Consider the following 21,559-nt stretch of genomic DNA (forward strand, 5'->3'; position numbering starts at 1 on the left):
TGACAGGTCTTCACGAGGTAACATGCAACACAGAATACATAAGTGATTTGGCGACGAATTAGTATTTGCTGTTGTCAGACACGCACCCACCCATAGACGTTTTTTGTCCCCGATGTCGCGACGACGTGATTCTTTCCGCAGAACACGATTCACTCTGAGTTTACGCACCCAGGCGACCGGGTTCCCCAATCGGCTGGGCCTGTTTGGAGGCTGTCTCCACGAGAAGACACTCTCTGAATGTAGAAAAATCACGCTGAACTCTGGACAAATCTGCTGCCCAAACTCAAAATCCCACCAGATTCGGTATTTATCACTCCAATATATAGGTCAATCAGCCAAATATTGAGCAACGTATAAGACGGCCCGGCCTGTGCTACAAGTTAGCATGCCATTCACCTTGACCTGTCTCTCTGGCTGTGGATTTCGCACGACTGCCGACTCTCGTGAGGATGTCGGTGTACTCGTGATGGAACACATGGACGACGAACACGACACGCCAGTCGACCCATTCGAAGCAGGTGAACTGGCAATACAGCGCAACGCTGGACCATCGAGCCAGTCGTCGAACTAAAATAAACCCGTCAGGTTGCCTGCTGTGTGTGTCTCGTCTCCTGTGAAATCGATGGGGTCGATACAGTCATTTGGTCGTGCGATTTGTGGACAAGTATCAACCTATCGCCGTATAAGTTTACTCGATTCTGTATTCCAGTAGTATTAAAGTCGTACACGACATATGCACTGGTGATGCCAACCATCAACGTCTCCGAACACCTGTACCGTCAACTCCAGTCCGCCGCCAATGGTGAGGACCTCGACGTGGCGATGTGGAAGATGGTCGGTCGCTACCAGCGCGGTAACACGCCCGGCGACTGAGCAGGTTCGAGACACCCCTCACCACGACCGCACTTGCGGTCACCATCAACCCAACTCGTCGCGACATGCCCTTTTCGCGACGGGTACATCTCTGATTCTATAGCGACAGCGCGCTCTGGTTGCACACGCACAGCTGTCGCGAGTCGCTCGCAGATAATCAGCGTCGCTCGCAGATAACCACTTATTCGCAGAGCGCCTTCCAGAACCTGTGGAAAAAGAGCACAAAGACCTCTCGTCCATCAGCGGCCTCCCAGACGAACTCGGCATCGACGCCGACCTCTCGAAGGTCGGCCAGACGCTCACGATTCGAAAAGACACCCGCCGGTACGGCAAATCGATGACCATCGTCTCCGGGTTCCAGATGGACCGTGCCGAGATCAAAGAACTCGCGTCTGAACTCAAACACCGACTCGCCTGTGGCGGGACCGTCGAAGGCAACGAGATAGAACTGCAAGGTGACCACGTCCAACGCGCCCGCGATATCCTCTCGGAATTCGGCTATCAAGTCGCCTGAGCGCCACACAGTTCTTCTCGCCTTCTTGGACACACGGCCCCGGTCGCGCCAGACTCATCCAACGAAGGCTGTAATCCCGAGGCTTTCGGCGACCAACCACAGGATGAACAGCCCGTAGGTTCCGAGGAGGACGAACGACTCACCACGAGTCAGTGCCATCTCGGTTCGAAGGACGGCGAAGAAGACGATCGACGCCCCCGTGAGAAAGCTCATCATCGGGATGATCTCCTGGAAGGCGATGACGGTTCCGCCCGCGACGAGGATTCCGATGGGGAGCGCGACGAGCAGGGCGAAGACGTTGCTTCCGAACACGTTCGCCAGACTCATCGGTGCGTTCCCCTGCCGCGCGGCAGTGACGCTGACGAAGGTGTCTGGCAGACTCGTCCCCGCAGCGACGACGGTCAGTCCCCAGAGGAACGGCGACGTTCCGAACACGTCGCCGAATCCGACTGCCGACCGGACGAGGAGTTCTGCGCCGGCGAGAATGATGGCGAGCGACGCGACGAGGATAGCCCACTGCCGCCTCGGGTCGACAGTCGAGGGTACCGTGGTCTGCGATGCACGGTGGTCCAGCGTGTCGTGATACTGCATGAAGAGATACAGTCCATACAGTAACAGTGGGATGAGCGCGAGGGGCCGCGTGACGAACCCTTCGAGACTGGTCGGGCTCCCAACCGGCTCGTAGACGACCGCGAGCGAAAACGTGAGTACGAGGACGGCCAGTGCGAGCAGGTAGAACTGCGCTTCTTTGTAGACGAGGTCACGGTTCGATGCGAGTCGCTGACCCTCGCCGACGAGCGCCGACACCGCCGGAATCACGAGGATGTTGTAGACTGCGGACCCAACCACTGCGCCGATACCGATGTCGAACGCGCCGTACCGAAGCGTCGCGATGATGATGCTCGAAAGCTCGGGAAAACTCGACCCGACGGCAGCGATGATGGCTCCCTGAACGATGGCAGGGAGGCCGTAGTACGCACCGAGTCGGTCGGATGCCCGAACGAGGTAGTCACCACCTTTCCACGCGAGAACTGCGCCCGCGATGGCGAACGCCACGAGAATTGGAACCGATGCCACAGCGGACGTTCGCGTGGGGTGACAAAAAAGCGCGTGGTAGCGTCCGTGGGTTCAGACGACTGGCCATTGGTCACTGGCCGCTGGCTTCCGATGGTGTCGTCAGAGTTCGTTTTCTTCAGAACCCTTCTCGGAAGAAGATATCTCGCTCGGTGAACACAGCCTGCAATCCCTCGACAGCAACTGGGTTGTGGACGGTGAGATAGTCAGTGCGCGCCAGTTCTGCCACCGTACGGGAACCGATGAGCAGTTGCGAGAGCGCCCCGATTTCGACGCGTACGTCGGCATCGGCGTCTGTCGGTTCGACCGATGCTGACCCGTTCGCGACGGCGACACGGAACGCTCCGTCGTTCCACGGACACCGGTCGTCAGCGACGTCGATGACGATGTCGGACTCCGCATTCGTCGGGAACGACACTGCTTCGAGCGCTGCCGAAACGTCGACGATGCGGACCATCGGACCGGGCTTGATTTCGACTGTCGCTGCACGCGGGTCTGTCAGGTCGTCGATGAGCCGAGTCTCTTCGTGTTCGCGTTCGAGGACGACTGAGTCGACCTGCGAGTCGTGGTCGCGAAGGAATCGCAGGAGGTGCCGTCGCGCGTCGGTATCGACACTGGCCAGTTCCATGACGTGCATCGTTCGCGAGTCCCAGTCTCCCTTCACGCGGTAGATAACGTACCCACGCAAGTCGCCGTCGCGTTCCCACCCGTATATGTACGGGTCTGCCTGCCAGCCTCGGAAGACGCGGTGTCGCCACCAGCCTTCTGTTCGGTCCAGTGCGAGGTCCTCGGTGGCCCACTCGGTGTAGACTGCGTCGAGGCGCTCCCAGTCGTCTGCATCGAGGCGGACGAATTCACCGCTGACGTCTGGACTGACTGCGGTGAGTTCTTCGGGTGGAACCGTCGTCTTCGCGTAGTTGTTGGTGGTCGCCCACCCAAACCGGCGGTAAAACTCGTATTTGAACGGCCAGAGCGCCGAGAGATACCGTCCGGACGCTCTGAACTCTTCGAGGAGTTCGTCGAGCATCGTCGCGATGTGGCCCTGTCGCCGTGTGTCCGGTGGAGACGCGACAGCAGAGATTCCGGGGAGTGGATGCCATGCGCCGCGGACGCGCGCAGTAAAGTCGTAAAACGCGCAGACTGCCTCGAGGGTGCTCGAATCGAGGTCATCGACCGACACCCCGGCCGAGTCGTCGTAGAGGCCACGTGGGTAGTAGATCTCCGGGTCTGGGAGGCTATCGTCGTCCCAGTGGGGGCCACCTTCGGGGTTGAAGGCGTAACTGAGGAACGCACGATAGGTGTCGCGATGCTCCTCCGGGAGGGAGTGGAGATGCATACAATCTGTCCGCTGGCTGGCGATAAATGCTTTCGTAGATGACTCAGATACCGTGTCGCGACCGTGCGTTCACAATCGATTCGAGAACCGTGCGATTCACGTCGCCGCGCCACTGAGCGGTCACCATGAGCGAGACGCAGCGTTCGTTTCTGAAGCGCAAGAATCTGCTCCTCGTCGCCGTCGTGACGCTCGGAATCGTCATTCCGGGTGTCGCACGCAGACTGCTCGGTGAGGCCGGATACAACACTATCGGGATGCTCGTGTTCGTCCTCGGATACGCCGGGATGATACTCCTCGTCTGGTACGGGTGGATTCGCCCGCTCGACATCTCTGGCCCGTCACAGTAAGCCATTCACGTCGTTCGTTCGACACGTTCCCGAAATATGGTGGGCAACGGGTGGGCAGAGTCGAACGAGAATAACGGAACTTTGATAGTCGATTCGAACCGACCGAGAAAACAAGAATGCTTCCCCTTCAGCTCATAGACAGCTTTCTGCTCAATTACAACATTGGGCAAGCGCTGTTGCTCGTGTTCATCCTGACGACGGTCGGGGCACTGCCGCTGAAATCCCGACGTATCCTCGGTGTCAACGCTGTCGTGTTCGGGCTCATCTTCCTGTTGACGCCGCAGTCGCTGGCGAAGCCGCACTACATGTTCCTCGGCATCGCCCTGCTCATCGTCGGCCCCATCCTCTACGTGACGGGCAACCGCTGACCGACGCTGAGCGCCGACTCGACCACCGACGACCTTCTCTTTGCACAGACTCGGAAGAACGCGACGTTTAAACAGTGAGAACCGTAACGCTCGGGTATGTCTGAACCGCGCGTTCCCGGCGGACGTGGGGCAGTGCTGGACCTGCCCTGTGGTGAACAAAAGCGCGTCCGGGAACTCGACTTGGGCAAACGAGAGTTCGACTGTTCCTGTGGCGGCAGCCACGCTGTCGTCATGGACGTCCATCCACCGGACAGATTCCTTCCGGAGTTCCTCGTCGACATCCTCCAGAACACCATCGAGACGACGAGCGAGGATATGCCCGAGTTCGGCACGGCACACCTGATGGGAATCGTCCTCGAAGAGTTCCCCCAGTCGGTCGTCTCCAAAGACGTCTCCGACGACGGTGAACTCGGCGCGGGAATCGTCTGGGTCACTGACTTCGATTCTCGACGGCTCCACGAGATTATCGTCGAACTCGTCGTCGAACTCATGGAACACGCCGTTAGTCACGCCGACGACGACAGCGTCATCTCGGAGTTCGAGTCCCAGATGCTCCAGTTCGACGTGAGCGAGTTCGTCGAGGAGTATCGCGCGCAGCGCGACCTCGACCCCGAACCGTACATGTAGGCGACGGGGGCGCGAGTTCTTTCTGTATATCATCTGCACGCGCCCGCGGGTTGTCTCGGAGCCACTCCCACTCCTTTTTCGCAGTCTCGAAGACGACCGGATCGAGACCAATCGTCTCTTCGAGTCGGGTGCATGCGCTGTCCAGCCTCGGCTCGTCGATTGGACGTGACGGTGCGACGACTGCGATTCGACTCCCACGTTCGAGTGGGGGCGGTGTCGTCGAGACACGGGACATGTTCGGGTCTCAATTCAGAGACTGAAAAGCCTTTGTCGGCCAGTAGACGGTCGTTTGGCAACATTTACGATATTCGCAATCCAGTTTCGTACCTCGTAATTTTTCGCCGGACTTATTACGATGTGCGGACTCGATTGCATCGATGACCGACGAGGACACCGCAACCGGTACGCAGACAGGAGCCGAGGAGCGGACGATTCTGCTCATCGGCAGTGGCCCGATCCAGATTGGACAGGCGGCCGAATTCGACTACTCTGGCGCGCAGGCCTGCCGCGCGCTTCGAGAGGAAGGTGCACGAGTTGTCCTCGTCAACTCTAACCCTGCGACGATTATGACCGACCCCGAGATGGCCGACAAGGTCTACATCGAGCCCATCACGACCGAGGCCATCTCCGAAATCATCCGGAAGGAGCGTCCCGACGGCGTCATCGCCGGACTGGGCGGCCAGACGGGGCTGAACGTCACGGCGGAGTTGGCGGAAGAAGGCGTCCTCGACGAGTTCGACGTCGAAATCATGGGGACGCCGCTGGACACCATCTACGCGACGGAAGACCGCGACCTGTTCCGTCAGCGCATGGAGAAGATTGGACAACCCGTCCCGCGTTCGACGACCATCTCCCTAGAGGAGGACGAAAAGGTCTCGAACATCACCGAATCAGCTCTCGAAGGACGCGTCGAGGACGCCGTCGACGAAGTCGGCGGTCTCCCCGTCATCGCCCGGACGACCTACACGCTCGGTGGCTCCGGGTCTGGCGTCGTCCACGAGATGGACGAACTCGTCGCCCGCGTCCGCAAGGGACTCCGCCTCTCGCGCAACAGTGAAGTGCTCATCACGGAGTCCATCTCCGGATGGGTCGAACTCGAATACGAGGTGATGCGCGACGCCGACGATTCGTGTATCATCATCTGCAACATGGAGAACATCGACCCGATGGGGATTCACACCGGTGAGTCCACTGTCGTCACACCATCGCAGGTCATTCCGGACGAAGGACACCAGGAGATGCGCAATGCCGCACTCGAAGTCATCCGTGAACTCGGAATTCAGGGTGGCTGTAACATCCAGTTCGCGTGGCAAGACGACGGCACCCCCGGCGGCGAATACCGCGTCGTCGAAGTGAACCCGCGCGTCTCTCGCTCCTCTGCGCTCGCGTCGAAGGCGACCGGATATCCGATTGCCCGCGTGACGGCCAAAGTCGCCCTCGGCAAGCGCCTCCACGAGATTACGAACGAGATTACCGGCGAGACGACTGCCGCGTTCGAACCGGCGATCGACTACGTCGTCACGAAGGTCCCCCGGTGGCCCAAGGACAAGTTCACCGACGTGGACTTCGAACTCTCGACGGCGATGAAGTCCACGGGTGAGGCGATGGCCATCGGCCGGACGTTCGAAGAGTCGCTGATGAAGGCGCTTCGCTCCTCCGAGTACGACCCTGCGGCCGACTGGGACGAGATATCCGACGAGGAACTCGAAGCAGAGTATCTCGTCAAACCCACACCAGACCGCCCGTACGCTATCTTCGAAGCGTTCGAACGCGGCTACACCACGGAAGACGTGGTCGAACTCACCGACATCAAAGAGTGGTACGTCGAGCGCTTCGGCCGCATCGTCGAATCCGTGGAAGCCGCATCGGAAGGTGACTTCGCCACCGCTGCATCCGCTGGCCACACGAACGCCAGCATCGCCGACGCAACCGGAACGACAGTCGACGAAGTCGAACAGAACGTGCCCGGTCGCACGTACAAACAGGTCGACACCTGTGCCGGCGAGTTCGCCGCACAGACGCCGTACTACTACTCCGCACGCAAACCCGAGTTCTTCCGTGGCCCGTTCGAAGGCGACGCTGCAGGCAACGAACTCCGTGTCGACCGCGACATGGAGAGCGTCGTCGTCGTCGGCGGCGGCCCCATCCGCATCGGACAGGGTGTCGAGTTCGACTACTGTTCGGTCCACGCTGTGCAGGCCCTCCGCGAACTCGGTATCGACGCACACGTCGTCAACAACAACCCCGAGACGGTCTCGACCGACTACGACACCTCTGACGGCCTGTTCTTCGAACCAATCACGGCAGAGGAAGTCGCGGACGTTATCGAGGCAATCGACGCCGACGGCGTGATGCTCCAGTTCGGCGGGCAGACGTCGGTCAACATCGGCCACCCGCTGGAATCCGAACTCAAGCGCCGCGGTGTCGAGTGTGAGATTCTCGGGACGACGATCGACGCGATGGACCTCGCCGAGGACCGCGATCGGTTCAACCGCCTCATGGACGACCTCGGGATTCTCCAGCCACAGGGTGGCTCTGCAACCAGCGAGTCGGAAGCGCTCGAACTCGCCAACGACCTCGGCTACCCCGTCCTCGTCCGTCCGTCGTACGTCCTCGGCGGCCGTGCGATGGAAGTCGTCTACTCCGACGCGGAACTCAAAGAGTACATCGAGGAAGCCGTCCGCGTCTCGCCGGACAAGCCCATCCTCATCGACGAGTTCCTCGCCGACGGCGTCGAACTCGACGTAGACGCCGTCTCCGACGGCGAACGCGTCCTCATCGGCGGCGTGATGGAACACGTCGAGGCCGCAGGCGTCCACTCCGGCGACTCGGCGTGTATGATTCCGCCGCGCTCACTCGACGACGAGACGCTGGCACGCGTCCGCGAAGTTACGGAAGACATCGCCTCGGCGCTCGACACGGTCGGTCTGATGAACGTCCAACTCGCCGTGAAGGAGAACGACGACGGGTCGAACGACGTGTACGTCCTCGAAGCCAACCCGCGTTCGTCGCGCACGGTTCCGTTCGTCTCGAAGGCGACGGGCGTCCCCATTGCGAAAATCGCAGCGAAAGTCATGGCCGGCAACACGCTGGACGAACTCGAGGTACACGAACAGATTCCCGAACAGGTGTCTGTCAAAGAAGTCGTCCTGCCGTTCGACCGCCTGCCGGGGTCGGACCCACGCCTCGGCCCGGAGATGAAGTCGACCGGCGAAGTCATGGGGACGGCGACGACGTTCGCCAAAGCGTACGAGAAGGCCCAGGATGCCGCCAACAGCCACATCCCACGCGACGGGACCATCTACGTCGACCTGTCGGACTCGGAGTTCCCCGACGCCGACACGGAAGCAGGCCAGGCACTCCTCGATGGCTTTGCGGAGTACTACGAGGTGCTCACGCCCGACGACGTAGACGACCTGCTGACGAAACTCCGCGAAGGACACATCGACTTCGTCGTCTCCCGGAACCGCGAGACACTCATCGACTGCGTGGAAGAGGAAGTCGGCTACTTCTCCACGTACGCGTCCACGAAGGCAGCACTCGAAGCACGCGGCGCGAAAGACGAAGACATCGACGTGCTTCCCGTCTCCGACCGCAAGCGGACGGTTGCCAACTGGGGTCAGTAACTGCGCTTCTGCTGACTCGCTGCGCCTGCTGCTGACTCGCGCCCGAACGTCCACTCTCTTTTACCCTCTCGTCGCCGCCACTACCTCTCTGACACACCTCCCGTCGCCACCGCTACACCCCTGACACCCTCCCGTCGCACAAGCTGGCATCGCGTCCGCACTTTTGACGCCTTCACGAAGGTTATTGAGTCTCGTCCCCATGCCCGACTATGACACGGAAGCGTGGCCGCGTCCTCGTCGCCGGTGCGGCGGGTCGGACAGGCCGACTCGTTCTCGACGCGCTGGCGGATTCTCCATTCGTCGTCAGGGCCCTCACCCGCGACTCCGACGCGAAAGACGCCCTTCGAGCGAACGGTGCAGACGAAGTCGTCGTCGGTGATTTGCTCGACCCTGACGACGCGAGAGAGGCGGTGCTCGAGGTCGACGCCATCGTCTCGACTGTCGGCGCGTCTGCCAGTCTCGAAACCATCCGGGGCGACATCGTCGATGGCGCGGGTGTCGTGAACCTCGTCGACGCGGCGACTGCCAGCGGCGTCCAGCGACTCGTTCTCACGTCGTCGATCGGCGTCGGTGATTCGAAAGACGGCCTTCCACTCTCAGTCCGCGCGATTCTCACGGCCGCCGGCGTTCTCTCTGCAAAACAACGGGGCGAAGACCGACTTCGAGAGGCTCCACTCGACCACACGATAATCCGACCCGGTGCGCTGACTGACGCACCGGCGACTGACGACGTTCTCGTCGGCGAAGGCGGTGATTCAGTCCGCGGAAGCATCCCTCGCGCGGATGTCGCGAACGTGCTCGTCAAGTCGTTGTTCACGACATCGACGGAGAACCGGACGTTCGAAATCGTCTCCCGACCGGGACTTCGCGGCCGACCAGACCGACTCGTCGACGTTCACTGGCACTCCGTGCCGAGGGTCGAGCCTGCCGACTAGTCGAGTTTCCCGAGGGCTTCGAAGAAATCAGACGTTGGTCCGGCGAGTCGAACCGGCGAGTCCGACTGCTCGATTCGAATCTCTGTCGGTGACGACACGGTTCGTCTCGTCCGACCGTCGCCGACGACGACTGCCGACTCGGCCTCTGTGACCGTCACACTCACTGTTGCGTCGAGGGGGACGACGAGCGAGGGCATCCCTTCTCGTGCGGCCATCTCGGTGACGACGAGTCCATCGACGCCGGGGTGGACGAGTGGGCCACCTTCGCTGAGGTTGTAGGCAGTGCTTCCTGCAGGTGTCGTGACCAGAACCCCATCTGCGTGCCCGCCGGAGTAGAGCGACCCATCAACGCGAATCTCCACCCCAGCGCCCCCGCCGTGACCTCGCCGTGGACCGTGGACGACGACTTCGTTCATCGAGGGGTCCATCTCCCAGTCGTCACCCCGAGCGACGATGCGAGGGACCTCTCGGACCGACTGGGTCCCGTCTCTATAGGCGGCGACTTCTGCGAGTACTTCGTCGATCGCGTCGTCGGGGGAGATTGCGTTCAAGAAGCCGACTTCGCCGAGATTCACACCGAGAATCGGGACGCCGTTTGCGCCTCTCGCGGCGTACAGAAACGTCCCATCGCCACCGATACTCACGACGAGGTCACACTCGTCGAGCGATTCGACGGGAATCCCGTCCACGTCGAGTTCCTCGGCCGTCGCCGCATCGACAACGGCTTCGACATCGACGGCCGCGAGCGCCTCACTCATGTTCGCAGCGAGGTACGCGGCCCGACTGTTGCCCTTCTGCGCGACGATGCCGACCTTCATAACCCGCGATTTGACGTCACCGGGCAAAAGCCCACCGTCACGTCACCAGATAAGACTGACACGGGAAACGTTCATCACACTCCCTGCCGACGTTGAACTGATGACAGGTACGGGCATCGGCTCCCCGAACCCACAGTGGTGGTTCCCGTGAGCGACGAGGAAGACTGGTTCGAGCGGGCGCTCAACGAGGGTGACGACGCGGACGGGACTGAGAGCGACACGGACGCCGATGCTGGCAGCGACACGGACACGGACGCCGAGACCGACGAACCACGTGACGATTTCGACGACGACCCATTCGCGACGAGTTTTGCAGAGGCCCTCTCGAACGCACCGATGCCAGACGTGGACGGTGAGGCTGCAACGCGGAGCCCCCCGAGTAGCACCGATAGTGGCGAATTCTGGCAGGCCAGTGACGCAGACGGCGGGTCACTCACGTTCGACGAGGAGACGTTCGACTCGGACCTTGACCGAATCGACATCGGCATCGACGGCCTCGATGAGATGATTCTGGGTGGCGTCCCTGAGCGGTCACTCATGGTGACCATTGGAAGCGCCGGAACCGGGAAGACGACGTTCGGTCTCCAGTTCCTCTACGAAGCACTCCAGAACGGCGATTCCGGCGTCTTCATCACGCTCGAAGAGAGTCGCCAGCGCATCCTCGACACTGCCGACGAGAAAGGATGGGACTTTTCGGAGTTCGAGGCCGACGGCACGCTGGCAATCGTCGATTTGGACCCAGTCGAGATGGCGAACAGTCTCTCGAGCATTCGCAACGAACTGCCGAAACTCGTCGAAGAGTTCGGAGCAGACCGGCTCGTCCTCGACTCCGTCTCGCTCCTGGAGATGATGTACGACCACCCGTCGAAGCGCCGAAGCGAAGTGTTCGACTTCACCCGCTCGCTGAAAGACGCCGGCGTGACGACGATGCTCACCTCCGAGGCGGGCCAGTCGAACCCATACGTCTCCAGACACGGCATCGTCGAGTATCTCTGTGATGCGGTGTTCGTCCTGCAGTACATCCGCCCCGACGACTTCCGTGAGACACGACTCGCAATCGAGATTCAGAAGATACGTGACGCCAACCACTCGCGGGAGACGAAACCGTACGAACTCACGAACGACGGTATCAGCGTCTACCAGCAGGCGAATATTTTCTGACCCACCTTTTTCTTCGTCGGGGTCGCTACGCGACCCTCTCCTCGAAAAAGCTGGACCAAAAAGTGCCCTCGCTCCGTTCGGGGACAGTACTCTTGTCGGTGGTTCGTAGACAGTTCATCGCTCACGGGATGGTTATCAGACGGACTATCGGACGCTCGTATTAGTCGAATCTGAACCGAATCCTTCGATGATGAACGAGATAACGAGTGTCTGAAGCACTACAGAGAGCGGGAAACCAACGAAGACGATGAGCCCCCGAACGACCAGTGTGAGCATCTGTGTCGAGTGGATACCGCTGAGCGAGAGTACGACTGCGAAGGGGAACGTCAGCAAATAAAGCGCCCAAACAGGGAGAAACAGGAGGAAACTCGCTGGCAGAACGAGTGGCTTCCAGACCGATTCGGCCAGCGACAACGCATCCATTGCGAGAAACACCACGAATGCCGCGAACACTGAGAGAAGGATGGCAATAGCAAGCGATGGCGGAGCAAAGAGTAACTGCCGCACTCTTCCTTGAGGTTCTCTCGTTTCTACTCTGAGTGTGAGCGAAATGCCGAATGCACCAAACAGTATCACGAGAACAATTCCGACCAACTGGACCACGCCCGCGGAAGTGGGGCGGAAACACAGTGGTTCACAGTAGGCCCCTCCCTGAAAGAGCAGAAACACCAGTGGATACGCGACCACGAGAAATGGGAGGACTACGCTCCGTCGCGGCCAGCGGGACGTAGTGGGGTCACGTGAAGACATGGCAACAATTCAACTAATGTTCCTATAGCCTTATCTACCACACACCTTCCAAAACCGTCTGTGCAACCGCTCACGACCGGAACGGCGGGAAAAGAGGAGCGGTGGAACGTGCGCGAGGGAGCGGTCTGGCTCAGTCGTCAGCAGGTGGTGCAGCGACTTCTTGCTCCGGCGTAAACTCTTCGTAGTGGACGACTTCATCCACGGGGCGGCGGTACTTCGCGTCGGCCTGCAGTTCGCCGGCGTCCTCGGCGGGGATACCCATCGTCAGGAGCATCACGGGTTCGTACTGATCGCCGTCGATGTCGAACGCGTCGAGGACGGCGTCGGGGTCGAACCCGCCGATTGGGCAGGTCGCGACACCTTCGTCCCATGCGGCGTGCATGAGCGCCATCGAGACGAGTGACGTCGAGCGGACCGTCCAGACGCGGCGTTCCTGTTCTGGCAGGTCCGCCATCCCGGCGATGTTGTCGAGGATCCCGTCGCGAACCTCTTCGTTCGGAAGGTAGCCCTTTTCGAGCATGTCGTCGGCGACGGTTTCGGCGTGTGCTTCGGGGTCTTTGTTGCCGAGGATGATGACCGATGCCGCGGCACCGGTGACGTGTTCCTGGTCGTAGGCGGCCGCACGAAGTGCCTCTTTGGTCTCGTCTTCGCGGAGGACGACGAACTCCCACGGTTGCAGGTTGTAACTCGACGGGGCCTGAATGGCGTTCTCGAAGATGGTCTCGAGCGTCTCGTCGTCGAGCGGTTCGTCAGCGTACTCGTGAATCGAGCGGCGGGTCGTAACGACCTCTGTGAAGTCCATCGTTACCTTCCAAGGACGACACAATAATAGGACGTTGCAAACCGGGCGAAACCGCCGATTACGGTGTGCTCGCAGTACTCATTCCACTGAGTCCACCAGGTAACACTCGTGTAACCACCTGCGAACTCACCCACGATACCGAGATTCGTCGAACAAACTTCCGTCTGCGGGTAAGCGATGAGTCACACCTCGATGGCTCGCCGTGCGAATGCAGAGTCTGCCGCTCGCGTCGAAGCGTGCAATTCTATCGTCTATGCGAGCGTATGTCTACCATGGTTGCATCGACAGAGTTCGGGACACTTGCCCCAACGCCGGACGAATTTCGCGACTTGGGATACCGCGCAGTCGACATCATCGCGGACTATTTTGCGAGTATAGACGACCTCCCGGTGTTCCCCGGCAAAGCACAGACAGCGATCGAAGCGGTATTCGAAGAACCGTTGCCGGAGACTGGACAGGACCCGGCAACGATTCTCGAAGAGTGGCCGAATCGAGTCCTTCCGAACGCCACACACGTCGGCTCACCTCGGTACTTCGGCTACGTTATGGGTTCTGGAACGGCGATGGGCGTCCTCGCGGACGCACTCGCAGCCTCCATCAACATGAACACCGGTGGGTGGAAACCCGCACCTGCAGCGACTGAAATCGAGCGCCAGACGGTCGAGTGGATCGCCGAGATGATTGGCTATCCCACGGACTGTGGTGGCCAGTTCACGAGCGGTGGCACGATGGCGAACCTCACGGCGATTCTCACCGGCCTCCGGGCCAAGGCAGGATACGACACGAAACATCGAGGGCTTCGCGCTGCTGACCATCAGTTCACCATCTACATGTCCGACCACGAGGGACATTCGTCGATATATCGTGTCGCCGAAATCCTCGGCCTCGGAAGCGATGCGGTTCGACTCGTCCCCAGTCACGACGATTTCACGATGGACGTCGACGCGCTCGTCGAGTTGCTCGACGAGGACGTGTCCAACGGCGACACCCCACTTTGCGTCGTCGCGCAGGTCGGCTCCGTCAACGTCGGCGCCATCGACCCGTTAGACGAAATTGCGACAGTCTGTGCGGAACGTGACATCTGGTTCCACGCGGATGGCGCGTGTGGAGCGGTTGGCGCGATTCTCCCCGAGAAACGGCCACAGTACGCCGGCCTGGAACGCGCCGACTCGGTGACGTTAGACCCGCACAAGTGGCTCTACATCCCCTACGAGTGTGGCTGTGTCCTCGTGCGCGACCAGTCGTTGCTGGCCGACGCGTTCGAGATGCAGGCTTCGTACCTAGAGGGGACGATGCGAACGCCCTACGAGGGATTCGATTACTACGAAGTCGGCCCACAGATGTCTCGGGGATTCCGCGCGCTGAAAGTCTGGATGAGTTTGAAGCACTACGGTGTCGAGGGCTATCGGACACTGCTCTCACAGAACGTCCGCTGTACAGAACATCTCGACGCGCGCGTCCGCGACGCAGCCGATTTCGTCGCTCTCCACGAGCCAAACCTGTACCTGTACTCGTTCCAGTACGCACCACCGGACCTCCAGACACTGGTCACGGATACGCCACAGGCACGCGAGGCAGTCAATACCTACCTCGACGAACTCAACCAACGAATCGCCGACGAGATTCAACTCACCGGCACTGCCTTCGTCATGACCACCTCGATTCATGGGCGCACAGTCCTTCGGTTCTCCATCTGCAGCCACCGGACGACGACCGACGACATCGATTTGACCTTCGAAACGCTCCGCGACATCGGCGAACAGGTAGACAGCACCCTCCGACAGAAACTCGACCTGAACGTGTAGTCGGAGGTGCACCGGCAGCGGGCCTGATTTCGTCCCCGGAAGGTGACGTTACCGGACGATCGTAACCGGAATCGGTGCCCGTCTGACGACTTCTTCTGCGACGCTCCCGAGGAGGATGCGTGACACGCCAGTCCGCCCGTGACTCCCCATCACGACGTGGTCGTAGTCGGCGCCGTCTTCGGTCAACAGGTCGATGATGACTTTCGCTGGATTTCCGACGGCGATTTTCTCGTCGGTGACGCCTCCATCATCGACCACTCCGACTTCTGCTTTCACTTCGGCGAACGTCTCACGCGCTTCCCGTTTTTCTTCTTGGTACCACTCTTCGGACCCGCTGAGCGCTCGTTCTCGGTAATCCGCGTCTGCCGGATTGATGACTTTCACCAGCGTGAACTGGGCGTCTGGCCACTCTGCTGTCGCAAACCGAAGTGCAGCGACCGACTGCGGTGAGCCATCGACCGGGACGAGAACGTGTTCAGCCATACTGTCAGGTAGTCGTCGGTGGGACAAAAACCCGCACGGCGATTCGGTGTCGACTCAGTCTCCGTGCCGGGTCACACAGGTTCCGAGACCCTTCAGTTCGACCGGTTCGGAGTTGTCGGGCGAGTAGACGACCATCTGCCCTTTCTCCATGTACGGGACCTTGTCTTCGAGATTCGGTGGGATGTTGACGCTCTTGATAGCGTCTTCGTCCCCCAGATTGAGGACGACTTTCGTGTTGATCTGTTTGAACACCGGGTCGGCGATATCCTGTGGGTCCTGCGTGATGAGGAACAACCCGAGTCGCTCTTTGCGGCCCTGTTTGGCCGCCTCGGTGAACTTCTCGATGACCTTCTGGGCCTGCACGGTGTCGGCGTTGGTCAGGAAGTTGTGGGCTTCGTCCATTCCGAGGACCAGCGGTGTCTCTTTGATGCGCTCGCTCGACGGGTCGTTCGAGAGTTTGTCGTCGATGAGCATCGCCGAGACGGCGAGGACGAACAGTTCTTTCGCCCGACTCGACGAGAGGTGATAGGTCGGAACGACGGTCAGGCCGCCGGGGCGGACGAGTTCGTGGTCGAGGTCCGTGATGGGTCGCGCGTCCTGGTCGAAGACGCCGTTCGGCACGCCTCGAACCCGTCGTTTCACCGCGTCGAACGTCGCTTCGTGAACGCGACCCGACTCGTCGAGTTCCTCTTTGAGCGCCGGGTCGTCGAGGAACGTCAGGAACTCTCGGTAGGTTCCGCTGTCGCCGTAGTTGCGGAAGAACCGATTCAGGAGGACGAGGAGTGCGGGATACTGGTTGTCGTTGAGGCTACTGCCGGCGACCAACCACGGGAGGTCACGGACCATTGAGAAGGGGATGGTGAACTCCAACTGCTCGGCACGGTGGTTCGACCCCGGATACGACGACCCGGCCATCGTGGGAACGAGCGCGAGCGTGTCGTCGTGACCGCCGTGGGCGATACCCTCGCGTTCGTACCGGCGTGCCGTGTCGGCGTCCATATCCGGGTTGTCGTCGTGCATCTGTGCGTACTCGTCCTGTGGGTCGAACTGCACGACTGCGGTCTGTACCTCGCGCCCGTCGTCCATCTCGTAACTCCGCGCCGGCGAGAGATACTGTCGAAGGATGTTCTTCGACCCGTGGGTCTTTCCTGACCCGGTGCCACCGGCGACGAGTGTGTGTCGGAACACGAGTGGGTCGCCGTCCGTGTAGTCGTCTTTGAGTCGGTAGTCGATGGTCGGGGGTCGTGCCGCAGTGCGAACTTTCTCGCCACCGACCGAGAGGTGCCCGAGGAAGACACCGTCTTCCGGAATCTTCAGGCCAGTCTTGATCTGTGTCGCGTCGGTTGCCTCACCGACCGTCGCGCCGGGTTTGGGCACTCTGTCCACCATCCGGCGTTTGAGTTCGTCGCCGTCGGAAAACAGCACGGCGATGGGTTCGAGTTCGGCCATGAACTTGTAGTCGCGTTCTTCGAACTCGTCGAACGGCCGGCGCATGGCACGCCGAGCGTGAATCTCCGTCGCGTCGTCGGCCTGGAACTCCTGAGCGTACTCGAGGCCGACGATACGGCAAAACAGCATCTCGTCGTCGGGGTAGGGAACGATGAGATACTTTCCGAGACGGACGTGTTCTCGGTTTCCGGCCGTGACGAACGCTCGAAGCGTCGTCCGTTCGTGGTCTTCGGAGACGCGGAGTCCCTGTGAGACGGCTATCGCACCAACGCCTCGTTCGGTTCCGACGGGGTTCGCGTCGTACTCGTCGAACTGGAGTTCGTCTGTGTCGTCCGTCGTCGCGCCCGCGGCGGACGCGTTCGGTGTGTCGTCGCCATCCCGTTTGTGGTCCTCGTTCGCGTCTGTGCCCTCCGAGGGACGGTGACCCTCGCGTTCGCCTCGGTCTGTCTCGTCGGCGTCGTCTCCGACGAAGTCACTGAAGTCCCCCAGGTCGGTCATGTTCAAACGCTTGCGTGCGGCGTGTAAAAATCCTCACGTCGTGTCGGTGTGGTGTCGATGTGGTGTCGGCATCACGTGGTGTGCTCACGTCTGACGCTCGTCGTCTCGCTCGCACGACTTTTCCGTGTCGCATACCAAGGGAGTGGTATGCTTTTGGTCCGCGGTCATGCCGGTGGGACGGCACTCACGGGAACGATATTCGAGCGGGGTGAAGAACCACCGACATATCGTGGTGCGCCCAACGAAGCGGCACCGTACGTCTGGGTGTGCGACGAGTTCTATCAGGTCGAAAGCGGTGGGTCAGCGACCGAAATCGATGGCGAGACGATTCGTGTCGCGTTCGACACGCCGATGCCACGCGGATTCGACACGCGAGACCAGGCGCTCGAGGCCGCAACCGAGCACATCCAAACGCAGTTCGCACGCGTCGGTGTCGCTACTGACGAGGTTCGTATCGAGGTCATCAAACCGGACGAAGAAGGCGAACCCGAAGAGGCAGCGTAGATTACTCGTCGGCGTCGACCCAGCGGATGTTGTCGTAGCTTTTTATCTGGTCCGACGAGAGTCGGTCCGAGAGTTTTCGTCTGAGTGCGGCCTTCTCGCCGACACTCACGCGTGCTAACTCGTCGGCTTTCTCGACAGCGAGTGGTGGACCACGAGTGGCGGCCACGTCGCGGACGACGTGGTGCATCAGGTTCTCGCGAGTCTCTTCGTCTTTCGTGAAGGCGTACGGTGATTCGACGCGGTAACAGACGTCGGTTCGCGGGTCGTAGAGCACGAAGAACGTCACCGTGTACGACGCTGGGTCGAGCGACCGGTCGACACCGAACGCGTCGCCGTCGGCGCTCATCTGCCGGTCCGACCCGCCGCGTGAAATGAACCAGTTGGTGAACGTCAGCGCCTCAGTACGCCGTTTTTCGCCTTCTGTGCCGGTCCGACGTTCGAGCAACTTGACGAAGAACGAGGCGTCGTCGACCCACGGGATATCACCCGAGTTGTCCTCACGGAAGTGCTTCTGGAGCGTTCGGACGATGTGTTTCGCGCCGGGGTTCTTCACGAAGCCAGCCAGTGGGACGTCGCGTTCGACGAACCGCTCGACGAGACGGACGTAGTTCTCGACGATTGCTTTCGGTTTCGCCTCTCGGGCGAGGTCCTTGAGTTCGGCGTCACGGTCTCGCCAGTTGAGGAGTTCTTTCGGGTAGACTGGGCCGTCGAGGATGAGGAGGTCGGAGACAGCGTCGGCGTGGTACAGCGCGTGTTCGCTCTCGGCGAGATACAGCGACAGCGCGTGGACGACCCCTTCGGCGTAGCGATTGACTCGGGGCGCGCGAAGGAGGCGCTTGCGGACGTATCCTCTGTCGGATTTCGTCCACTCGTCGGTGTCGAACACCGAAAGCGAGTCTCTGGTGTGGGCGGTCATGACGATCGAGCGGGCTCGGTGCAGTTCCAGGTCTGACGGTTCGGCCGCCATCGCGGCGTGTGCAACGTCGAGGACGAGCCCGTTTTTGAACGTCGTCGGGTTGATGGTCCCCGAATCGAGCCCGTGGACGGTCGGAAACGGCGTGTCGGTGAGCGCGATGTCGTCGACGACTGCGGCATTGAGCCGTTGCTCACCGAGTGGTTCGATAATCGGACGACCACCACCGGGCGGTGAGAGTGGGTCGAGCCACGATTCCCAGACCGTCCGCGCGAGGTCATCGTAGTCGGTGTCGTCGACCGAGTCGGCGATGGAACTCGCCATGGAGGCGATGTCGTCCACGTGGACGGGGTCGAGAGTCATATCTCGGCGTCGTCCCCGACGGTGAAAAATCCGCCCGTCTCTCGACGTGTTGGTCCACCGCCCGTTCCCGGCATGCTCATGTCGGTTCGTTACCAACCATCTGCCGACGATGTCTGTCAGCGCGGTTGGGTTCGACCTCGATTACACACTTGCCGTTCCGACGCGGGACCGCGAGACAATACTCTCGGAAGCGGCGGCGGCGGCAGGTGCACCCCCGCTGTCTCGGGAGGCGTATCTCCGGGCACACCAGAATAACCTCACACGAGAGACTCGTGCACCAATCTTCGAATCCCTCCTCGCCGAACACGATTCAACGGTGGATGCCGAAGCCGTTGCGACTGCGTACCGCGAGCGAATCACGGACGCCGTCGTTCCGGTCGACGGTGTTGAGGCGATGCTCGTCGGCCTTCGAACCACCTATCGAGTGGGCTTGCTCACCAACGGACCGGTCGTTGCACAGGAGGACAAACTGACCAAACTCGGCTGGCACGACTACTTCGATACGGCGCTCGTCACCGGGTCGCTCCCCGCGGGGAAACCCGACGTGCGTTCGTTCGAAGCGCTTCTCGACGGGCTCGATACGCCACCAGAAGAGACAGTCTACATCGGGGATAGCGTCCACCACGATATCGCCGGCGCACACGACGCCGGACTGATTCCAGTACAGGTCGTCGGCCCGGACTGCGACGACCCAGACCCTCGTGCAATCGCCCACATTCCACGCGAGTCGTTACCGACGAAACTCCCCGAACTGCTCGCAGACCTGTAGCGGCGCACTCTCGGAGCGGTGGGCTCCCGGTCTGTTTTCGTGCTGTCTTCGCTGTTCAGTCGTCGCGCTCGTCTGTGTCGAACGCTGCAACCAGCGCGCGGAAGGCAGGGAGCACCCACTTCACCTGTGCGCCGTCTTCGATGAAGACCAGTGTTCGTGGGGGATGGACCGCTTTCGGTCGGACTCGAAGGTTCTGTTCACTCGCTGCGTCGGCGGTCACGTCGGGATGTGTGAGGAACTCGACGCGGGCTCGGTCCGGTTGGACGTACACCTCTGCGACACGTTCGTCGCCGGCGGCGACGGCGTAGGCGAGCGCGCCGTCGTCTGTCGGTTCGACGTCGGTGTCTGCATCGACGACCGAGAGCATCGCGAACGTCTCTTCGTGGCCTGTCAGTTCGGAGGCGAGGAGTTGCGCGATTCGTTTTCCGTCGGTGAGTCTGTCGACGACCATACTCGTCGTTACACCGGGAGTGGTTTTGGGGTGTCGTTTCGTCGGGCGTCTCCCAGCCGTCGGGGTCGCTTATTTCGACAGGCCGTGTTTCGCTTTCTGGGCGGCGTCGTCGACGTCGACACCGTTCTCGCGGGCGAAGAGAACCGCTGCGGCCTCTGCGGTCACGCCGAGCTTCGACTGTCGTTCGTTGATGCCGGCGACGGCGTCTTGCTTTTTCAGCCCAGCGGCGACACACGCGTCGAGAATCTGTTCGAACGCGGACTGCTCGCGAAGGACGGACGCGTCGGGTTCGAACTCTTCGGGTATCTGCACGTCGGCGGGGTCGAACGTCGCGACGACGTCACCGCCGTCGCGCTCGACGAGGCCGCGGCCTGCGGCCAAGTCGATGAGACGCTTCGCCTGGTCGGGTGAAAACCAGTCGCGGTCGAGGGACAGGGCGACGACGAACTCGCCTTCTCCGAGACGAGTTCCTCCGTGCTGGCGGAACGGAACGGCGACGGTAACGTCGAGACTCATCGGTTCGACGGCAGGTGCGGGTGACCTAAACGGTTTGTGTTGCGCAGGCACGCTCGCGTGCCGTCCGACTCCAACTGACGAGAGCCGATTCGAGCGATTCAAGTAGTCACCGAGGTTTTTACCCCGTATGAAGGACCAAGGACGCTCCAAGCGAAAGCGGACCGGTGGACGGCTCAAGCCGTCGTCGAACAAGAAGCGCTACCAGCTGGGTCGCGAACCCGCCGCAACGACGGTTGGCGAACCACGCTTCCAGGTCATCGACTCCCGCGGTAACAACAAGAAGTTCCGCACGCTCTCGACCAACGTCGCACAGGTCGCTGACGGTGCAGCGGTCACACAGGCCGACATCGAAGGCGTCATCGACAACCCGTCGAACGTCAACTACGCTCGCCGAAACATCATCACGAAAGGCTCCATCATCGACACGAGCGCCGGTCAGGCCCGCGTCACGTCCCGACCCGGACAGGACGGACAGGTCAACGCAGTCCTCATCGACGAGGAATAACTCTCTTTCACCGCGTCGGATTTCGGCGCGGACACCCCGTTTCCCGCACACACAGCACCAGCAGTCGGTGCG

Annotated in this window: 23 protein-coding genes and 1 pseudogene; 13 read left to right on the forward strand and 11 right to left on the reverse strand. The window is 61.1% G+C overall.

The window, feature by feature from the left end:
- Nucleotides 1–385: 385 nt before the first annotated feature.
- From ACK3SC_RS12925 to yciH, 3 genes are all read left to right on the forward strand, one after another.
- On the forward strand, nt 386–571 hold the full coding sequence (locus ACK3SC_RS12925) for a DUF1059 domain-containing protein (protein ID WP_416840601.1): 186 nt from the start codon (nt 386–388) through the stop codon (nt 569–571).
- A 173-nt stretch (nt 572–744) separates the two neighbouring features.
- Nucleotides 745–873 carry a hypothetical protein gene (locus tag ACK3SC_RS12930; protein WP_416840602.1) on the forward strand — a complete coding sequence of 43 codons (129 nt, stop codon included), beginning with the start codon at nt 745–747 and terminating at the stop codon, nt 871–873.
- Nucleotides 874–1,081: 208 nt separating this feature from the next.
- Nucleotides 1,082–1,387, forward strand: a complete 306-nt coding sequence (gene yciH, locus ACK3SC_RS12935) for a stress response translation initiation inhibitor YciH (RefSeq protein WP_416840603.1) — start codon at nt 1,082–1,084, stop codon at nt 1,385–1,387.
- Nucleotides 1,388–1,441: 54 nt separating this feature from the next.
- On the opposite strand, the gene ACK3SC_RS12940 is transcribed toward yciH, so the two are convergent.
- Nucleotides 1,442–2,464: a sodium:calcium antiporter gene (locus ACK3SC_RS12940; RefSeq protein ID WP_416840604.1), complete on the reverse strand. Its 1,023-nt coding sequence runs from the start codon at nt 2,462–2,464 to the stop codon at nt 1,442–1,444.
- A gap of 115 nt (nt 2,465–2,579) precedes the next feature.
- A complete protein-coding gene (locus ACK3SC_RS12945) occupies nt 2,580–3,797 on the reverse strand; it encodes a GNAT family N-acetyltransferase (RefSeq protein WP_416840605.1) in 1,218 nt (405 codons plus the stop codon).
- 125 nt (nt 3,798–3,922) lie between these two features.
- On the opposite strand from ACK3SC_RS12945, the gene ACK3SC_RS12950 reads away from it, so the two are divergent.
- The 3 genes from ACK3SC_RS12950 (at nt 3,923) to ACK3SC_RS12960 (ending at nt 5,139) form a co-directional block, all read left to right on the forward strand.
- A complete protein-coding gene (locus ACK3SC_RS12950) occupies nt 3,923–4,144 on the forward strand; it encodes a hypothetical protein (RefSeq protein ID WP_416840606.1) in 222 nt (73 codons plus the stop codon).
- Between the two features lie 116 nt (nt 4,145–4,260).
- Nucleotides 4,261–4,512 (forward strand): hypothetical protein, encoded by a 252-nt coding sequence (locus ACK3SC_RS12955; protein ID WP_416840607.1) that lies wholly within the window; start codon nt 4,261–4,263, stop codon nt 4,510–4,512.
- 96 nt (nt 4,513–4,608) lie between these two features.
- Entirely contained in the window at nt 4,609–5,139 is a 531-nt protein-coding gene (locus ACK3SC_RS12960; protein ID WP_416840608.1) for a DUF5815 family protein, read from the forward strand.
- A 27-nt stretch (nt 5,140–5,166) separates the two neighbouring features.
- On the opposite strand, the pseudogene ACK3SC_RS12965 reads toward ACK3SC_RS12960, so the two are convergent.
- Nucleotides 5,167–5,374: pseudogene (locus tag ACK3SC_RS12965) on the reverse strand (LD-carboxypeptidase); the annotation flags it as partial.
- A gap of 142 nt (nt 5,375–5,516) precedes the next feature.
- On the opposite strand from ACK3SC_RS12965, the gene carB reads away from it, so the two are divergent.
- On the forward strand, nt 5,517–8,765 hold the full coding sequence (gene carB, locus ACK3SC_RS12970) for a carbamoyl-phosphate synthase large subunit (protein WP_416840609.1): 3,249 nt from the start codon (nt 5,517–5,519) through the stop codon (nt 8,763–8,765).
- A 209-nt stretch (nt 8,766–8,974) separates the two neighbouring features.
- Complete coding sequence (locus ACK3SC_RS12975) at nt 8,975–9,700, forward strand: SDR family oxidoreductase (RefSeq protein WP_416840610.1); 726 nt, start codon at nt 8,975–8,977, stop codon at nt 9,698–9,700.
- Here ACK3SC_RS12975 and ACK3SC_RS12980 read toward each other — a convergent pair.
- Complete coding sequence (locus ACK3SC_RS12980; RefSeq protein WP_416840611.1) at nt 9,697–10,518, reverse strand: NAD(+)/NADH kinase; 822 nt, start codon at nt 10,516–10,518, stop codon at nt 9,697–9,699. The genes ACK3SC_RS12975 and ACK3SC_RS12980 overlap by 4 nt on opposite strands.
- Nucleotides 10,519–10,665: 147 nt before the next feature.
- On the opposite strand from ACK3SC_RS12980, the gene ACK3SC_RS12985 reads away from it, so the two are divergent.
- Nucleotides 10,666–11,679, forward strand: a complete 1,014-nt coding sequence (locus tag ACK3SC_RS12985; RefSeq protein ID WP_416840612.1) for a KaiC domain-containing protein — start codon at nt 10,666–10,668, stop codon at nt 11,677–11,679.
- 144 nt (nt 11,680–11,823) lie between these two features.
- Here the strand turns inward: ACK3SC_RS12985 and ACK3SC_RS12990 are convergent, their stop codons facing one another.
- Together ACK3SC_RS12990 and ACK3SC_RS12995 are read right to left on the reverse strand one after the other, a co-directional pair.
- Nucleotides 11,824–12,102, reverse strand: a complete 279-nt coding sequence (locus tag ACK3SC_RS12990) for a hypothetical protein (protein ID WP_416840613.1) — start codon at nt 12,100–12,102, stop codon at nt 11,824–11,826.
- Nucleotides 12,103–12,559: 457 nt separating this feature from the next.
- Nucleotides 12,560–13,231 (reverse strand): nitroreductase family protein, encoded by a 672-nt coding sequence (locus tag ACK3SC_RS12995; RefSeq protein WP_416840614.1) that lies wholly within the window; start codon nt 13,229–13,231, stop codon nt 12,560–12,562.
- A gap of 272 nt (nt 13,232–13,503) precedes the next feature.
- On the opposite strand from ACK3SC_RS12995, the gene ACK3SC_RS13000 reads away from it, so the two are divergent.
- Complete coding sequence (locus ACK3SC_RS13000) at nt 13,504–15,036, forward strand: pyridoxal phosphate-dependent decarboxylase family protein (protein ID WP_416840615.1); 1,533 nt, start codon at nt 13,504–13,506, stop codon at nt 15,034–15,036.
- Between the two features lie 48 nt (nt 15,037–15,084).
- On the opposite strand, the gene ACK3SC_RS13005 is transcribed toward ACK3SC_RS13000, so the two are convergent.
- The gene (locus ACK3SC_RS13005; protein WP_416840616.1) at nt 15,085–15,519 is read right to left on the reverse strand and encodes a universal stress protein; all 435 of its coding nucleotides are present in this window, start codon (nt 15,517–15,519) and stop codon (nt 15,085–15,087) included.
- Nucleotides 15,520–15,573: 54 nt separating this feature from the next.
- Nucleotides 15,574–17,466 carry an ATP-binding protein gene (locus ACK3SC_RS13010; protein WP_416840617.1) on the reverse strand — a complete coding sequence of 631 codons (1,893 nt, stop codon included), beginning with the start codon at nt 17,464–17,466 and terminating at the stop codon, nt 15,574–15,576.
- 147 nt (nt 17,467–17,613) lie between these two features.
- Here ACK3SC_RS13010 and ACK3SC_RS13015 point away from each other — a divergent pair, with 147 nt between their 5' ends.
- Nucleotides 17,614–17,970 carry a hypothetical protein gene (locus tag ACK3SC_RS13015; RefSeq protein WP_416840618.1) on the forward strand — a complete coding sequence of 119 codons (357 nt, stop codon included), beginning with the start codon at nt 17,614–17,616 and terminating at the stop codon, nt 17,968–17,970.
- A 1-nt stretch (nt 17,971) separates the two neighbouring features.
- On the opposite strand, the gene ACK3SC_RS13020 is transcribed toward ACK3SC_RS13015, so the two are convergent.
- Entirely contained in the window at nt 17,972–19,246 is a 1,275-nt protein-coding gene (locus ACK3SC_RS13020; protein WP_416840619.1) for a DNA double-strand break repair nuclease NurA, read from the reverse strand.
- Nucleotides 19,247–19,355: 109 nt separating this feature from the next.
- On the opposite strand from ACK3SC_RS13020, the gene ACK3SC_RS13025 reads away from it, so the two are divergent.
- Nucleotides 19,356–20,015, forward strand: a complete 660-nt coding sequence (locus tag ACK3SC_RS13025; RefSeq protein ID WP_416840620.1) for an HAD family hydrolase — start codon at nt 19,356–19,358, stop codon at nt 20,013–20,015.
- A gap of 55 nt (nt 20,016–20,070) precedes the next feature.
- On the opposite strand, the gene ACK3SC_RS13030 is transcribed toward ACK3SC_RS13025, so the two are convergent.
- On the reverse strand, nt 20,071–20,466 hold the full coding sequence (locus ACK3SC_RS13030; RefSeq protein ID WP_416840621.1) for a hypothetical protein: 396 nt from the start codon (nt 20,464–20,466) through the stop codon (nt 20,071–20,073).
- A gap of 69 nt (nt 20,467–20,535) precedes the next feature.
- The gene (locus tag ACK3SC_RS13035) at nt 20,536–20,982 is read right to left on the reverse strand and encodes a DUF2240 family protein (RefSeq protein ID WP_416840622.1); all 447 of its coding nucleotides are present in this window, start codon (nt 20,980–20,982) and stop codon (nt 20,536–20,538) included.
- A gap of 127 nt (nt 20,983–21,109) precedes the next feature.
- On the opposite strand from ACK3SC_RS13035, the gene ACK3SC_RS13040 reads away from it, so the two are divergent.
- The gene (locus tag ACK3SC_RS13040; protein ID WP_416840623.1) at nt 21,110–21,487 is read left to right on the forward strand and encodes a 30S ribosomal protein S8e; all 378 of its coding nucleotides are present in this window, start codon (nt 21,110–21,112) and stop codon (nt 21,485–21,487) included.
- The last annotated feature ends 72 nt before the right edge of the window (nt 21,488–21,559 follow it).

It is taken from the genome of Haloferax sp. DFSO52 (assembly GCF_048158745.1).
GTDB lineage: Archaea > Halobacteriota > Halobacteria > Halobacteriales > Haloferacaceae > Haloferax.

Bases quoted from the DNA above. Each gene is read 5' to 3' on its own strand.
- ACK3SC_RS12925 (WP_416840601.1), top strand. From the start codon at position 386: ATGCCATTCACCTTGACCTGTCTCTCTGGCTGTGGATTTCGCACGACT.
- ACK3SC_RS12930 (WP_416840602.1), top strand. From the start codon at position 745: ATGCCAACCATCAACGTCTCCGAACACCTGTACCGTCAACTCCAGTCC.
- ACK3SC_RS12945 (WP_416840605.1), bottom strand. From the start codon at position 3,797: ATGCATCTCCACTCCCTCCCGGAGGAGCATCGCGACACCTATCGTGCG.
- ACK3SC_RS12950 (WP_416840606.1), top strand. From the start codon at position 3,923: ATGAGCGAGACGCAGCGTTCGTTTCTGAAGCGCAAGAATCTGCTCCTC.
- ACK3SC_RS12955 (WP_416840607.1), top strand. From the start codon at position 4,261: ATGCTTCCCCTTCAGCTCATAGACAGCTTTCTGCTCAATTACAACATT.
- ACK3SC_RS12960 (WP_416840608.1), top strand. From the start codon at position 4,609: ATGTCTGAACCGCGCGTTCCCGGCGGACGTGGGGCAGTGCTGGACCTG.
- carB (WP_416840609.1), top strand. From the start codon at position 5,517: ATGACCGACGAGGACACCGCAACCGGTACGCAGACAGGAGCCGAGGAG.
- ACK3SC_RS12975 (WP_416840610.1), top strand. From the start codon at position 8,975: ATGACACGGAAGCGTGGCCGCGTCCTCGTCGCCGGTGCGGCGGGTCGG.
- ACK3SC_RS12980 (WP_416840611.1), bottom strand. From the start codon at position 10,518: ATGAAGGTCGGCATCGTCGCGCAGAAGGGCAACAGTCGGGCCGCGTAC.
- ACK3SC_RS12990 (WP_416840613.1), bottom strand. From the start codon at position 12,102: ATGGATGCGTTGTCGCTGGCCGAATCGGTCTGGAAGCCACTCGTTCTG.
- ACK3SC_RS12995 (WP_416840614.1), bottom strand. From the start codon at position 13,231: ATGGACTTCACAGAGGTCGTTACGACCCGCCGCTCGATTCACGAGTAC.
- ACK3SC_RS13000 (WP_416840615.1), top strand. From the start codon at position 13,504: ATGGTTGCATCGACAGAGTTCGGGACACTTGCCCCAACGCCGGACGAA.
- ACK3SC_RS13005 (WP_416840616.1), bottom strand. From the start codon at position 15,519: ATGGCTGAACACGTTCTCGTCCCGGTCGATGGCTCACCGCAGTCGGTC.
- ACK3SC_RS13010 (WP_416840617.1), bottom strand. From the start codon at position 17,466: ATGACCGACCTGGGGGACTTCAGTGACTTCGTCGGAGACGACGCCGAC.
- ACK3SC_RS13015 (WP_416840618.1), top strand. From the start codon at position 17,614: ATGCTTTTGGTCCGCGGTCATGCCGGTGGGACGGCACTCACGGGAACG.
- ACK3SC_RS13020 (WP_416840619.1), bottom strand. From the start codon at position 19,246: ATGACTCTCGACCCCGTCCACGTGGACGACATCGCCTCCATGGCGAGT.
- ACK3SC_RS13025 (WP_416840620.1), top strand. From the start codon at position 19,356: ATGTCTGTCAGCGCGGTTGGGTTCGACCTCGATTACACACTTGCCGTT.
- ACK3SC_RS13030 (WP_416840621.1), bottom strand. From the start codon at position 20,466: ATGGTCGTCGACAGACTCACCGACGGAAAACGAATCGCGCAACTCCTC.
- ACK3SC_RS13035 (WP_416840622.1), bottom strand. From the start codon at position 20,982: ATGAGTCTCGACGTTACCGTCGCCGTTCCGTTCCGCCAGCACGGAGGA.
- ACK3SC_RS13040 (WP_416840623.1), top strand. From the start codon at position 21,110: ATGAAGGACCAAGGACGCTCCAAGCGAAAGCGGACCGGTGGACGGCTC.